Origin of the sequence: Citrobacter sp. Cu231, assembly GCF_030332265.1 — a bacterium.
In the GTDB taxonomy this organism is placed as follows: Bacteria; Pseudomonadota; Gammaproteobacteria; order Enterobacterales; family Enterobacteriaceae; genus Citrobacter; species Citrobacter meridianamericanus.
On record NZ_JAOWIE010000032.1, the window covers coordinates 352,357 to 366,451 of the forward strand.

Annotated in this window: 14 protein-coding genes; 8 read left to right on the forward strand and 6 right to left on the reverse strand. The window is 54.0% G+C overall.

All coding sequences use genetic code 11. The annotated features are described in order from the left end of the window. Positions 1-26: 26 nt before the first annotated feature. The 8 genes from elaB (at position 27) to pmrD (ending at position 7,859) form a co-directional block, all read left to right on the forward strand. Positions 27-332: a stress response protein ElaB gene (gene elaB, locus OGY15_RS08205; RefSeq protein WP_003027683.1), complete on the forward strand. Its 306-nt coding sequence runs from the start codon at positions 27-29 to the stop codon at positions 330-332. Positions 333-436: 104 nt separating this feature from the next. After that, positions 437-1,735, forward strand: coding sequence for an isochorismate synthase MenF (gene menF / locus OGY15_RS08210; protein WP_151219918.1), 1,299 nt, complete (start codon positions 437-439; stop codon positions 1,733-1,735). 84 nt (positions 1,736-1,819) lie between these two features. After that, the gene (menD, locus tag OGY15_RS08215) at positions 1,820-3,490 is read left to right on the forward strand and encodes a 2-succinyl-5-enolpyruvyl-6-hydroxy-3-cyclohexene-1-carboxylic-acid synthase (protein ID WP_286538912.1); all 1,671 of its coding nucleotides are present in this window, start codon (positions 1,820-1,822) and stop codon (positions 3,488-3,490) included. Next, positions 3,487-4,245 (forward strand): 2-succinyl-6-hydroxy-2,4-cyclohexadiene-1-carboxylate synthase, encoded by a 759-nt coding sequence (gene menH / locus OGY15_RS08220; protein WP_151219917.1) that lies wholly within the window; start codon positions 3,487-3,489, stop codon positions 4,243-4,245. Before menD ends, menH begins: the two co-directional genes overlap by 4 nt. 14 nt (positions 4,246-4,259) lie before the next feature. Continuing rightward, positions 4,260-5,117: a 1,4-dihydroxy-2-naphthoyl-CoA synthase gene (gene menB / locus OGY15_RS08225; protein ID WP_003027671.1), complete on the forward strand. Its 858-nt coding sequence runs from the start codon at positions 4,260-4,262 to the stop codon at positions 5,115-5,117. Continuing rightward, positions 5,117-6,079, forward strand: coding sequence for an o-succinylbenzoate synthase (gene menC / locus OGY15_RS08230; protein ID WP_151224758.1), 963 nt, complete (start codon positions 5,117-5,119; stop codon positions 6,077-6,079). The genes menB and menC overlap by 1 nt, the downstream gene beginning before the upstream one ends. Then, positions 6,076-7,500 carry an o-succinylbenzoate--CoA ligase gene (gene menE, locus OGY15_RS08235; RefSeq protein ID WP_286538913.1) on the forward strand — a complete coding sequence of 475 codons (1,425 nt, stop codon included), beginning with the start codon at positions 6,076-6,078 and terminating at the stop codon, positions 7,498-7,500. The genes menC and menE overlap by 4 nt, the downstream gene beginning before the upstream one ends. A 95-nt stretch (positions 7,501-7,595) precedes the next feature. Next, positions 7,596-7,859 (forward strand): signal transduction protein PmrD, encoded by a 264-nt coding sequence (pmrD, locus tag OGY15_RS08240; protein ID WP_151219915.1) that lies wholly within the window; start codon positions 7,596-7,598, stop codon positions 7,857-7,859. Here pmrD and arnF read toward each other — a convergent pair whose 3' ends face one another. Genes arnF through arnC form a run of 6 tightly spaced genes read right to left on the reverse strand, consistent with a single transcriptional unit; the run spans position 7,860 to position 14,094 of the window. Beyond that, complete coding sequence (arnF, locus tag OGY15_RS08245; protein WP_286538914.1) at positions 7,860-8,246, reverse strand: 4-amino-4-deoxy-L-arabinose-phosphoundecaprenol flippase subunit ArnF; 387 nt, start codon at positions 8,244-8,246, stop codon at positions 7,860-7,862. Next, positions 8,246-8,581: a 4-amino-4-deoxy-L-arabinose-phosphoundecaprenol flippase subunit ArnE gene (gene arnE, locus OGY15_RS08250; RefSeq protein WP_151219913.1), complete on the reverse strand. Its 336-nt coding sequence runs from the start codon at positions 8,579-8,581 to the stop codon at positions 8,246-8,248. Before arnE ends, arnF begins: the two co-directional genes overlap by 1 nt. Next, positions 8,578-10,236 carry a lipid IV(A) 4-amino-4-deoxy-L-arabinosyltransferase gene (arnT, locus tag OGY15_RS08255; RefSeq protein ID WP_286538915.1) on the reverse strand — a complete coding sequence of 553 codons (1,659 nt, stop codon included), beginning with the start codon at positions 10,234-10,236 and terminating at the stop codon, positions 8,578-8,580. Before arnT ends, arnE begins: the two co-directional genes overlap by 4 nt. Then, the gene (gene arnD, locus OGY15_RS08260) at positions 10,233-11,135 is read right to left on the reverse strand and encodes a 4-deoxy-4-formamido-L-arabinose-phosphoundecaprenol deformylase (RefSeq protein ID WP_151219911.1); all 903 of its coding nucleotides are present in this window, start codon (positions 11,133-11,135) and stop codon (positions 10,233-10,235) included. The genes arnT and arnD overlap by 4 nt, the downstream gene beginning before the upstream one ends. Then, positions 11,132-13,114: a bifunctional UDP-4-amino-4-deoxy-L-arabinose formyltransferase/UDP-glucuronic acid oxidase ArnA gene (arnA, locus tag OGY15_RS08265; RefSeq protein WP_286538916.1), complete on the reverse strand. Its 1,983-nt coding sequence runs from the start codon at positions 13,112-13,114 to the stop codon at positions 11,132-11,134. The genes arnD and arnA overlap by 4 nt, the downstream gene beginning before the upstream one ends. Next, on the reverse strand, positions 13,111-14,094 hold the full coding sequence (gene arnC, locus OGY15_RS08270; RefSeq protein ID WP_187253452.1) for an undecaprenyl-phosphate 4-deoxy-4-formamido-L-arabinose transferase: 984 nt from the start codon (positions 14,092-14,094) through the stop codon (positions 13,111-13,113). Before arnC ends, arnA begins: the two co-directional genes overlap by 4 nt. Position 14,095 lies beyond the last annotated feature (1 nt).

Sequence of the window (14,095 nt, forward strand, 5' to 3'; positions counted from 1 at the left end):
GTACGTCAATAGAAAGGGAGAATAAAATGTCTTTTCATTCTTATGAATCACGCATCGATGACGATCTGGAATTATTGAGTGAAACGCTGGAGGAAGTGTTGCGTTCTTCGGGCGATCCAGCCGATCAAAAGTACCTGGAGTTAAAAGCGCGGGCAGAGCGGGCGTTAGAAGAAGTGAGAAATCGCGTCAGCCACGCTTCTGACAGTTACTATTACCGCGCCAAAAAAGCCGTTTGCCGGGCGGATGACTATGTGCACGAAAAGCCCTGGCGCGGAATCGGCGTTGGCGCAACGGTCGGTTTAGTGATGGGATTATTGTTAGCACGGCGATAAATTCCATTCCGTCAGCGCATTTATACGTACTCCCTAACTGGGGGTACTGCTTTTTCTGTTCAGTACCCCGTATAATGTGAGGTTTTTAACAGGGAGAGGTCCGCGTGCATTCAATCACTACTGCGCTGGAAAGTCTGATGCGTCATTTGTCGCAAGAGATACCAGCCGCACCTGGAATTCGTATTTACGACATACCTTTCCCACTGAATGATGCGTTTGACGCTTTAGGATGGTTGGCCAGTCAACCCGTCTGGCCCCAGTTTTACTGGCAGCAGCGTAACGGCGACGAAGAGGCCGCCGTACTGGGAGCCGTCGCCGCATTTTCCTCGCTGGAATCAGCTCAGCATTTTTTACACCAGCATGATAATCATCCCGACCTGCGTATCTGGGGTCTGAATGCCTTTGAGCCCCAGCGCGGCAATTTGCTGCTGCCGCGACTGGAATGGCGACGTTGTGCCGGGGTAGCGAGCTTACGCCTACATCTTTACAGCGACGTATCGCTGCGTGACGACGCCGCGCAGGCAGTGGCGTTTATCTTATCGCTCGCCAATGTTAAGCCGCTACCTGCATTGCGTCTCAGTTTGACCGGCGAGCAGAACTGGCCGGACAAAGCGGGCTGGACAAAACTGATAAAACTCGCCACGCAAACGATCAATAGGGAAGAACTCGATAAGGTCGTGCTGGCGCGAGCGACCGACTTACAGTTTTCTCAGTCGGTTAATGCCGCGGCCATGATGGCATCCAGCCGTCGCTTAAACCTGAACTGCTACCATTTCTTTATGGCATTCTCCGCCGATTCCGCTTTTCTTGGATCTTCCCCTGAACGTCTGTATCGGCGGCGTGACAAGGCTCTGCGTACTGAAGCTCTGGCCGGAACCGTTGCCAACCACCCTGAGGATCATCGGGCCTGGCAGTTGGGCGAATGGTTAATGAAAGATGATAAAAATCAACGCGAGAATATGTTGGTGGTCGAAGATATTTGCCAGCGTCTGCAAGGTTGTACGCAAACTCTCGACGTGCTGCCGCCGCAGGTGCTCAGACTGCGCAAAGTGCAGCATCTGCGCCGCTGTATCTGGACGGAACTGAATCAGGCCGACGATACGCTTTGCCTGATGCAGCTCCAGCCCACGGCGGCAGTCGCAGGGATCCCGCGTGAACTGGCGCGAGACTTTATCCAACATAATGAACCCTTTGAGCGCGAGTGGTATGCCGGTTCTGCGGGTTATCTTTCACTGCGGCAAAGTGAGTTTTGCGTGTCATTACGTTCGGCAAAAATTAGCGCAAACGTGGTACGCCTGTATGCCGGGGCAGGGATCGTGCATGGCTCAGATCCTGAGCAGGAATGGCAAGAAATAGACAACAAAGCGGCGGGTTTACGTACTTTATTACAGATGGAAGCCTAATGAGTCACACATTACCGACTCATATCAAAAATCCATTTATTCGATTCTTTATACTGTGTCGCAATATTGATACCGGACAATCTCATGTCAGTAAGCGCATTTAACCGACGCTGGGCGGCGGTCATTCTTGAAGCACTCACTCGCCACGGCGTCAGGCATGTCTGTATTGCCCCTGGCTCTCGTTCTACACCGCTGACGCTGGCGGCCGCGGAAAACTCCGCTTTTATCCACCATACTCATTTTGATGAGCGTGGTCTTGGGCATCTGGCCTTAGGTCTGGCAAAAGTGAGTCGCCAGCCTGTCGCCGTGATTGTCACGTCCGGTACGGCGGTGGCGAACCTGTATCCCGCATTGATTGAAGCGGGCCTGACCGGTGAAAAACTGATTTTGCTCACGGCTGACCGACCTCCTGAACTTATCGACTGTGGCGCTAACCAGGCAATCCGTCAGACCGGTATGTTTGCTTCGCATCCGTCGCAGACGCTCTCTTTACCGCGCCCGACTCAAGATATTCCGGCAAGCTGGCTGGTATCCACCATTGATAACGCTTTAGCTGCGCTGCACAGCGGGGCGGTGCATATCAATTGCCCGTTTGCGGAGCCGCTGTATGGCGACATGGACGAAACGGGGATCGCCTGGCAGCAGCGCCTTGGCGACTGGTGGCAGGATGATAAGCCCTGGCTGCGTGAAGCGCGTCGGCTGGAGAGCGACAAACAGCGTGACTGGTTTTTCTGGCGGCAAAAACGCGGCGTCGTGATTGCGGGACGCATGAGCGCGGAAGAAGGTAAGAAAGTCGCGCAATGGGCGCAGATGCTAGGCTGGCCGTTGATTGGCGATGTTCTGTCGCAAACCGGACAGCCGTTGCCGTGCGCCGACCTGTGGCTCGGGAATGCGAAAGCGGTGGCTGAATTACAGCAGGCGCAGATTGTGGTGCAGCTTGGCAGCAGCCTGACCGGAAAACGACTCCTGCAATGGCAGGCCAGCTGTGATCCGCAGGAATACTGGATTATTGATAATATCGAAGGTCGTCTCGATCCGGCTCACCATCGTGGGCGCAGGCTGGTCGCGAAGGTTGGTAACTGGCTGGAACTGCATCCGGCGGAGAAACGCCAGCCCTGGTGTGTGGAGATCCCACGCCTGGCGCAACTGGCCTGGCAGGCGGTAGAGGCCCGTCGTGACGCGTTTGGTGAAGCGCAATTGGCCCATCGTATTCGCGACTATTTGCCGGAACAGGGGCAGCTGTTCGTGGGCAACAGCCTGGTGGTGCGCCTGATTGATGCGCTGTCGCAGCTTCCGGCTGGTTACCCGGTCTATAGCAATCGTGGCGCGAGCGGCATTGACGGCCTGCTGTCAACTGCAGCCGGCGTACAGCGCGCCAGCGCGAAATCGACGCTGGGTATCGTCGGCGATTTATCTGCTTTGTATGACCTCAATGCGCTGGCGTTATTGCGTCAGGTTTCCGCGCCGTTTGTCCTGATCGTGGTCAATAATAACGGCGGACAAATTTTTTCCCTACTGCCGACGCCAGCAAACGAACGCGAACGGTTTTATCTGATGCCGCAGAACGTGCATTTTGAGCATGCTGCCGCCATGTTTGACCTTAAATACCAGCGTCCGGAAAACTGGGAGCAACTGGAGAGTGCGTTGAATGACGCCTGGCGTACTCCGGCGGCAACGGTGATTGAGCTGGTGGTAAACGAAACTGACGGGGCGCAAACCTTGCAGCAACTGCTGGCGCAGGTAAGCCATCTATGATCCTGCACGCGCAGGCGAACGAGGGCCAGACGGGATCTCCCTGGCTGGTTTTCCTGCACGGTTTTTCCGGTGATTGTCGGGAATGGCAGACGGTTGGCGAAGCATTTGGAAATTATTCGCGGCTGTATATCGACCTGCCGGGACATGGTGGGTCCGCTGACATCAGCGTAAGCGGATTTGATGACGTCAGCGAACTGCTGCGTAATACTTTATTTAGTTACAACATACTTAACTACTGGCTGGTGGGATACTCTCTTGGTGGCAGGGTCGCGATGATGACGGCCTGTCAGGCGTTGTCCGGACTGTGTGGTCTGGTAGTTGAAGGTGGGCATCCAGGGCTGCAAAGCGAAGATGAACGCGCCCAGCGTCGTCTCTCAGATAGCCGCTGGGCTGCGCGTTTTCGCACTGAGCCGCTGTGCGAGGTGTTTAATGACTGGTATCAACAGCCGGTTTTTTCCTCGCTGAATGTCGTGCAAAGAGAGGCGCTGGTCGAACTGCGTAGCCAGAATAACGGGCAAACACTGGCGGCAATGCTGGAGGCCACCTCGCTTGCAGTACAACCTGATTTACGTGCGCAACTCACTACGCGCACATTTCCGTTTTATTATTTATGTGGTGAACGTGACGATAAATTCCGCGCTCTGGCGACGGAAATGTCAGTACCAAACCATGTGATTCGTAATGCCGGGCACAACGCCCATCGGGACAATCCCGCTGGCGTGGTGGACTGTCTGGCTCAGATTCTGCGTCGCTGACTATAGGACATTTTATGATCTATCCTGATGAAACAATGCTTTACGCACCGGTAGAATGGCACGATTGCTCTGAAGGCTACACCGACATTCTCTACGAGAAATCCACCGACGGTATCGCAAAAATCACCATTAATCGTCCACAGGTACGTAATGCCTTCCGTCCTGTCACCGTGAAAGAGATGATCCAGGCGCTGGCGGATGCCCGCTATGATGACAACATCGGCGTGATTATTCTGACCGGTGCGGGCGATAAAGCGTTCTGCGCTGGCGGCGATCAGAAAGTACGTGGCGATTATGGCGGATACCAGGATGACTCCGGGGTGCATCACCTGAACGTGCTGGACTTCCAGCGCCAGATTCGTACCTGTCCGAAACCGGTCGTGGCGATGGTTGCAGGTTTTTCCATCGGCGGCGGCCATGTGCTGCACATGATGTGCGACCTGACCATTGCCGCTGAAAACGCAATCTTTGGTCAGACCGGACCGAAAGTCGGTTCATTCGACGGCGGTTGGGGCGCTTCCTACATGGCGCGCATCGTCGGTCAGAAAAAAGCACGTGAAATCTGGTTCCTGTGCCGTCAGTACGATGCAAAACAAGCGCTGGATATGGGCCTGGTAAACACTGTCGTTCCGCTGGCGGATCTGGAAAAAGAGACTGTACGCTGGTGTCGCGAGATGCTGCAAAACAGTCCAATGGCGCTGCGCTGCCTGAAAGCTGCGCTGAACGCCGACTGCGATGGTCAGGCGGGTCTGCAGGAGTTGGCGGGTAACGCCACGATGCTGTTCTACATGACGGAAGAAGGTCAGGAAGGCCGCAATGCCTTTAACCAGAAACGTCAGCCTGATTTCAGCAAATTCAAACGGAATCCGTAATGCGTAGCGCGCAGGTATACCGCTGGCAGATCCCCATGGACGCGGGGGTGATTCTGCGCGACAGGCGGTTAAAAACGCGTGACGGGCTGTACGTTTGTCTTCGTGACGGCGAGCGCGAAGGGTGGGGAGAGATCTCCCCACTGCCGGGCTTCAGTCAGGAAAGCTGGGCAGAGGCGCAAACTGAGCTGCTGGCCTGGGTCAACGGTTGGCTACAGGGCAATGCTTCCTTGCCGCAACTGCCTTCGGTCGCCTTTGGCGCAAGCTGTGCGCTGGCCGAACTGGCAGGTACTCTGCCGGAGGCGGCGGACTACCGTGCTGCGCCGCTGTGTACGGGCGATCCTGACGATCTGGTCCTGCAACTGGCGGATATGCCGGGTGAGAAAGTGGCGAAGATCAAGGTCGGACTGTATGAAGCTGTTCGCGACGGCATGGTTGCCAACCTGCTGCTTGAGGCGATTCCGGAGCTGCATTTGCGTCTTGACGCCAACCGCGCCTGGACGCCGTTAAAAGCTCAGCAGTTTGCGAAATATGTCAATCCTGAGTATCGCGGGCGCATTGCCTTCCTCGAAGAGCCATGTAAAACCCGCGACGACTCCCGTGCTTTCGCGCGAGAAACCGGCATTGCTATCGCCTGGGATGAAAGTCTGCGTGAAGCGGATTTCACCTTCGAAGCCGAAGAGGGCGTTAAGGCTGTGGTTATCAAACCTACGCTGACGGGCAGTCTCGATAAAGTGCGCGAACAGGTTGCAGCGGCGCATGCACTTGGTCTCACCGCGGTTATTAGTTCGTCGATCGAGTCGAGTCTCGGCTTAACCCAACTGGCGAGAATTGCCGCCTGGCTGACACCGCAGACCATTCCGGGTCTGGATACCCTGAGTCTGATGCAATGCCAGCAGGTACGCACCTGGCCGGGCAGCGCGTTGCCGTGTATCAACGTTGATGCGCTGGAACGCCTGCTATGACCCAGTGGGAAATGCCCGATAGCGTAAGCATATCGGGCCTGTTACACCCCGGAAACTGGCCTTGGCGCCACTGGCGACAGATTCGTGCGCATATGCCAGCCCTACGACTCAATGATGAAGTATTAAGCTGGGACGACCTCTGTACACGTGTCGACCATCTGGCCTGCGGCTTTGCCGCTCAGGGCGTGGAAGAGGGCGATGGTGTTCTGCTTCGCGCCTGGAATCATCCGCGAGCATTGTTGACCTGGCTGGCACTGTTGCAGTGTGGGGCGCGGGTTTTACCTGTGAACCCACAGTTGCCTCAGCCGCTGCTTGATGCGCTGGTCCCCGAGTTAACGCTGCGTTTTGCGCTGGATCTGGAGTCCACTCACGCACTTCAGGGACTCAATCCGTTGCAAATGCAGGTATTGCCGGGCAAGCATGCCGCCGCGTGGTTACCCGAACGTTTGAGCACGATGACGTTAACCTCTGGTTCTACCGGATTACCAAAAGCGGCAGTTCATACCTGTCAGGCACATCTGGCGAGCGCTCAGGGTGTGCTGTCATTAATGCCGTTTGGCGCTGAAGATGACTGGCTGCTCTCGCTGCCGCTGTTTCATGTTTCCGGCCAAGGTATTTTGTGGCGCTGGTTGTTTGCCGGGGCACGAATGACCGTGCGCGACAAGCAGCCGCTTGAGCAAATGCTGGTTGGATGTACCCACGCTTCACTGGTTCCCACACAGCTGTGGCGCTTGCTGGTCAACAACACGCCGGTATCGCTTAAAGCTGTACTATTAGGTGGCGCGGCAATTCCTGTGGAATTGACCGAACAAGCGCGCAAACAGGGGATTCGTTGCTGGTGCGGTTACGGCCTGACGGAGTTTGCTTCTACGGTCTGTGCGAAAGAAGCGGATGGCCGGGCGGATGTGGGCTCTGCTTTACCGGGGCGGGAAGTCAGGATCGTTAACGACGAAGTCTGGTTGCGAGCCGCCAGCATGGCGCAAGGTTACTGGCGTAATGGGCAGCTTATTCCATTAGTGAACGCGGAAGGCTGGTTTGCCACCCGCGATCGCGGTGTGTTAATGGACGGCAAGTTAACGATTGTCGGTCGTATGGACAATCTGTTCTTTAGCGGTGGGGAAGGCATCCAGCCGGAAGAAGTGGAACGCGTGATTGCAGCGCATCCGCATGTTCTGCAAGCTTTTATTGTGCCGATAGAAGATAAAGAGTTTGGGCATCGTCCGGTAGCAGTCGTTGAATATGACGCCAGCGCAGGTGATACCAATCTGGCTGAGTGGGTTAAAGATAAGTTGGCCCGCTTTCAACAACCGGTGTGCTGGCTGACATTACCACCCGAACTCAAAGCCGGAGGGATTAAAATCTCCCGTCGCGCACTGTCGGATTGGGTAGGTGCTTCGTCGTTAACATTAAGAAAACATTAATTACATTTCTCATTTTTGCCATTCCGTCGCTATTGTCGTTTTGTTTATCAGCTAAAGTGTAACCTGATGTGAAATTTATTAACAAAAGGTGCGTTATGGAATGGCATGTGAAGAAGTCTTGCTGTCTCAAAAAAGCAAGGAGGCTTTATATCGTACTTTGCGATAGCGGCGGTTCGCTGAAGATGCTGGCCGAGGCGCAATCTACCGAGTCGCTTAAGCCCGGAGACCTCCTTTCACCGCTGAAAGATGCCCAATATTGTATTAATCGCGATAAGGCCCGAATGATTAAAATCATTGATGCCAGACAGTATATTTGTGACGAATGGGAACGCCTGTTACGACAGTCCGAAGATAAATAATTAGTGCTGACACTTGCGTGAAGGCAGAAAAATCGTCATTAGCCCTGCCATGATGCATAGCACTCCAGCGAGCGCCTTTACTGAAAATGATCCCTGCCAGCCGGGCAGGATCATGGATGCAACCCACACTAACACATAGCTCAGGCTGAGCAGGGCATAGGCCTTGCTGAGCGCAAGCTGGTGCAGGGCTTTATGCCAGCAAATAACCGATAGTAAATAGCCTGCCAGCCCGGCATACAGGGAAAACGCGCCGATGCTAAGAGAAAATACGGCAGAGATGAATGCCAGCGGTTGCAGCATTGGCGGCAGATTATCCATCGCAAAGCCGAGGCTCAACTGGGCGACTGAAGTGATAATCACGCTACATAATCCCCAAAATAGGCCCATTACACCGCACTCCCAAGAATAAAGATGCCGGTGATGATTAGCCCAACCCCCAGCCAGTGACGCGTTGTGACTGGTTCGCGCCAGATTTTCCATGCGGCCAGTGTCACCCATACAAAGTTAAGACTTAGCATGGGATAGGCGATACCGACAGGAATATTCTGCAGTACCGCCAGCCACAGCAGCATGGCCAGACCGAGGCTTGCCAGAGCAAGCCCTATCCATTGCGTAACATGGCGTTTCCGCACACGAACGGAGACGGGGCGGGTCGCCTGCTTCTGGCATAACTGACCGCAGACGCTGAGCAGACTGGCGAGAACTAAGGCTATCCAGATCATTTAGGCCGATACTGAATCAGAACCAAACGCCCCTGATTATCAATGTAGTCAGCGGGAGGGATGGCAAATTGATTAATATCTTCATCCTTATCAATTGTGAGCACGAGCGTAATATTTCCTTGCTGACGATGTTGCGCTAACCAGCCGGCAAAGTCTTCCCGACTGACAAAGCGCCCCTGCGCATCCGGGTAGTTGAGGCCATATTTTAACTCGCCCGTTTGGCTGTACATCATGATGTCGTCACGCTTCAGGCTCCAGGCCAGCCCTGCGGCAACACCAACGTTGTCGGCGAGAATGTAACGGCTCGACTCCAGCGACTCTTTGGTCATCTCGACAAAAAACTGCGGTTGTTTAGACTCCATCACCCGGTCAGGGACTGAGAAGCCAAACAGCAGCGCGAGTCCCAGCGGGCACAGCGCGGCAAATTTCCAGTTCTTCTCGCTGTTATTTAGCGTATACCAGCCGAACAGTGCCCAGGTGATAAAAATGCCCCACGCGCAAAACACCTTATACGTTTCGATATACGACCAGACCGGCGTCTTTAACGGACCCAATGTGGACACAATAAATGTGGCAACAATACCGATCACACCGAACAGCACGTTGATCCAACTATTCACGCGCAGCGCGGCTGAGCCTTTTTCTGCGGCCTGCAGGCCGAAACGCGCCGTTAATATCGCCAGCGGCGCGAAGCAGGAAAGAATATAGGTCGGAAGTTTTCCTTTGGCGATGCTGAAAAACAGGATTGGCATAATAATCCAGCTTAACAGGTACAGTGCGCTGCGCGGAACATCCCGTTCACGCCAGCCCGTACGCAGCGCGCCGGGGAGCAGTCCGAGCCATGGTAGTGCACCAACCACAAATACCGGAATGTAGTACCAGATGGGGGCCTTGTGTTGGGCATCATCCTGCGCGAAGCGTTGAATATGTTCAACCCAGAAGAAGTAATGCCAGAAATCCGGCTCACGCTGGGCAATCGCTATTCCCCACGGCAGCACAATCATGACGCAGCCGACCACTGCCAGCAGACCGTAGATAATGAGGTCTTTCCAACGCTTTTGCATGAAAACCCACGGCAGTACGCTGAGCACAGGAACAGCTAGCGCCAGGAAGCCCTTGGTCATCACGCCCATGCCGCAGGTTAACCCTAGCAACAAAAAGGCGATAATTTTGCGCGTTCGGGTGGTGGCCTGCATCCCCTCCCAAAAGCAGCACATGCCAGCCATTAGCCAGAGAGCAATGATGGGATCAAGTACCGCGTAGGTGCCGATGCTGTAAACCGAGAAAAACGTTAAAAAGATTACTGAAGAGAGTACGGCGGTCCGCTTATCCTGCCATAACCGCATGGCAAGCCAGGCAACCAGTAGTGCCGTCAGCAGGGTGGCAAAAATGGCCCCCGCTCTGACGCCAAAATTATTGGTGCCAAACACCCATTGCCCGATGCTGTTTAACCAGTATCCGGCAATGGGTTTTTCGAAGTAACGGAGTCCTAAAAAATGCGGCACGATCCAGTCGCCGGACGTCAGCATTTCCCGGCTGATTTCGGCATAGCGCGTTTCATCAGGTTGCCAGAGCAGGCGGCTGTTAATGGGGAGAATGAAATACAGCGCAATAAACGCGATAAAGGCCAGAGTGTAGCGGGCAGCAGGTTTCATTGTGTTGCACTCACCGATTGTTGGCAGCCGAGCCATCCCTCTCTGCCGGGTATTTTTCCACGTACGATCTGCCCTGTTGGCAGCGAACTGACATCGTCAGGTAACAGATCGCCGAGCGGGCAAAATGTAATCCCCATGTCGGCGGCTCGAGTCAGCAGCTCGTCAAAATTCTGATGAAAAGCGATGCCTTCAACTTCCGCATGAATGGTATACACCGGAGTTCCTCTGCTCATCTGGATGTGGGAGAGAATATAAGCGTTGAAGTCCACCGCCTGGACCTCCTGACCAACCACTTCATCCCATGTTGGTAACGTGACGGGAATTTGTGGTGTACCTGCTTTCCCTGAGGCCAGTACAGGACGAAATAACGACGTTCCCCGACAGTCGCTGTTATAGCGCAGATGGAACGTTTCTTTTGCGTCGACGACGCGGTTGTCGGCACGCCATCCGGCAACGGCAGAACAGGTAACAGGTTGTCCGATGATGGTTTCAAGAGCGGTGATGCCTCGTGAAATATCATCAATCAGCTGTTTATCATTCCAGGTTCCGCTACGCGCCTGCCAGGCATGATGATCCCAGGCATGCAAACCGGTTTCATGAATCAGGGCGGTTTGCGCGATGATTGCCGCATTGGCCTGGCCGATCTCTTTTCCCGGCCACGCGGTTCCCGCGAGCAATATATCCCAGCCGTAGAGTGATGCTGCGTTTGAGCGCAGCATCTTCCACAGAAATTTCGGCTTCACAAGACGCCAGAGATGGCGTCCCATGTTGTCCGGTCCAACGCTAAAGAAAAAACTTGCCCGAATGTTATGTCGGTTCAATGTCTCCAACAGGCGGGGCACGCCTTCGCGCGTCCCCCTGAACGTATCGACATCAATGCGCAAGCCTACTTTGGTCATGATGTGTGTTCCGTGATATCCACACTGCGTAAGAAGAAGTCCAGCGTCTCTTCTACTGTTTCCTGCATCTCAATGGTGGGCTCCCAGTTCAGGCAGCGTTTTGCATTACGAATGTTGGGCTTACGATGCTCAACGTCCTGATAACCTTTACCATAGTAGCTGCTGCTTTCGACGTTACGGAAACCGGCAAACGGCGGGAAGTGGTTGCGTAATGGATGTTTTTCAAAACAGGTAAGCAGCATTTCTGCCAATTCCTGAATACTGGCTTCGTTCTCCGGGTTACCGATGTTGATAATTTCGCCGTTACAGCGTCCGTCTTCGTTTTCAATGATGCGGTACAGAGCTTCAATACCATCGCGAATATCAGTAAAGCAGCGTTTTTGCTTGCCGCCTTCAATCAGCTTAATCGGTGAACCTTCCACCAGATTGAGAATAAGTTGGGTAATGGCGCGTGAGCTGCCGATACGTGCGGCGTTAAGGCTGTCCAGACGCGGCCCCATCCAGTTAAATGGACGGAACAGGGTGAAGCGCAATCCCTCTTTTTCGCCGTATGCCCAGATTACGCGGTCCAGTAACTGCTTGGAAACGGAGTAGATCCAGCGTGGTTTATTCACCGGGCCGACGATCAGATTCGAGCTGTCCTCATCGAAGACTTTGTCGGTACACATGCCGTAGACTTCAGATGTTGACGGGAAAATGATGCGCTTACGGTATTTCACACAGTAGCGAATGATTTTCAGGTTCTCTTCAAAATCGAGCTCAAACACGCGCAGCGGGTTGCGGGTATATTCGATTGGTGTGGCGATTGCTACCAGCGGTAGTACGACGTCGCATTTTTTCACATGATATTCAATCCATTCGGAGTGAATGCTGATGTCACCCTCGACGAAGTGGAATCGCGGGTGCTGCAGAAAACGACTAATGGCGTCGCTGCCAATGTCAAGTCCATACACTTCGTAATTGTCTTCTTGTAACAGGCGTTCAGTCAGATGGTTACCAATGAAGCCATTGACGCCAAGGATCAGCACGCGAGTACGGCGTTTAGTGGTGGTAACTGACTGGCTGTTCAGGCGGGAACCCGGCACCAGACCCAGAACCTGCGCCAGCTGTGATCCCTGCATGGCAATACCATCGCCAGCTTGTCCGGTGATAATTTCCAGTGCGCCATCGACACAGGCGATCAGCAAAGGCGAAATGGAGATGACGGTTCCTGGTTGGGCAGCGAGGTCATTTGTGCAAACGCGTGACGACCAAACGGTGAATTTTTGCGTACCAACATAGCTAAACGCGCCCGGCCAAGGATCGCTGACGGCGCGTACCTGGTTATGCAACTCTGCAGCTGGCTTGTTCCAGTCGAGGAAGCTATCTTCTGGCGCACGGCGACCAAAACAGGTCGCTTCTTCTTCCTGTTGGGGACGTTCTGCATAATCTCCCGTTTTAATTGCGGGTAGTGTTTGTTCCAGTAACTGACGCGCAGCCTGGCATAATTTATGGTGCAGCGTTAATGCCACATCATCCGGCGAAATAGCAACCCGTTGCTGGGCGATAATGGCACCTGCATCCGCACGTTTGACCATCCGATGAAGCGTGACGCCGGTTTCGGTTTCGCCATTGACCAATACCCAGTTCAGCGGCGCGCGACCGCGATATTTCGGCAGCAGCGAGCCGTGCAGATTAAATGCACCCTTAGGGGCAAGGCTGAGGATCTCGTCACTCAGCAAATGACGATAGTAGAACGAGAAAATAACATCCGGTGCCAGTTGGCTGATGCGCTCAATCCATAAGGGATGGTTGACCTCGTCCGGGGCGTAAACCGGAATACCAGCGCTGGCGGCGAGGCGGGAAACAGATCCAAAAAACGCTTTTTCACCTGGGTTATCGGTGTGCGTAAAAATTGCAGCGATTTCATAACCTGCATCCAACAAGGCCTGGACACCCTGACATCCCATATCGTGATAGGCAAATACGACGGCTTTCATGCGTGGTTTTCCTCGGTTGACTGCGTGGTTTGTGGGCGTATAACGTGTTGAACAAAATAGCGGGGGCGGGCACGGACATCGTTATAGATGCGACCGATATATTCCCCGAGTAAACCCATGCCAATAAACTGTGCGCCGATAAAGGTAAACAGAACGGCAAACAGCATGAATACCCCTTCTGCAGCCCACTGCGGACCGAGCGTCAGGCGCAGAACAACAAGCAGAACGGATATGGTAAAGCCCGTGGCTGCAATTACGCTGCCCAACAGGCTCAACATACGAAGCGGCGTTGTGGTCAGACAGGTCACCAGGTCATACATCAGGTTGATCAGACGCATGAAGCTGTATTTGGAGTCACCAAATTCACGTTCTGCATGGTGTACCGGGATTTCCGTAGCGCGACGGGCAAAAATATTGGCCAGAATCGGGATAAAAGTGCTGCGCTCCTGGCAATGCAGCATGGCATCGACGATGTGACGGCGATAGGCGCGTAACATACAACCGTAGTCACCCATCGCTTTACCGGTGGTGCGCTGAATCAGATGGTTGATCATGCGTGAGGCGGTCTTACGAAATACGCTGTCCTGACGATTCTGACGTACCGTTCCTACCACATCGAACCCCTCATCTGCGGTGGCGACCAGCCGTGGGATCTCCTCCGGCGGGTTCTGCAAATCGGCATCCAGTGTGATGATCAAGTCGCCAGTGACATGGCTAAAACCGGCCATAATCGCCGAGTGTTGCCCGTAATTGCGATTCAGCAAAATAGAAACAATATGGCTGTTTGGTGCCTGGGAGGCGTTCATCATCAACTGAGCGGAATTGTCACTGCTGCCGTCATCGATCAGCAGGATTTCATAGTCCTTGCCCAACTTTTCGCAGGCGGCGCTGGTACGTCTGATTAGTTCAGGCAGGCTTTCCTGTTCATTAAAAACGGGAATGACCACCGAGACTTTTTTGATCGGTGCTGCTTCAAACATA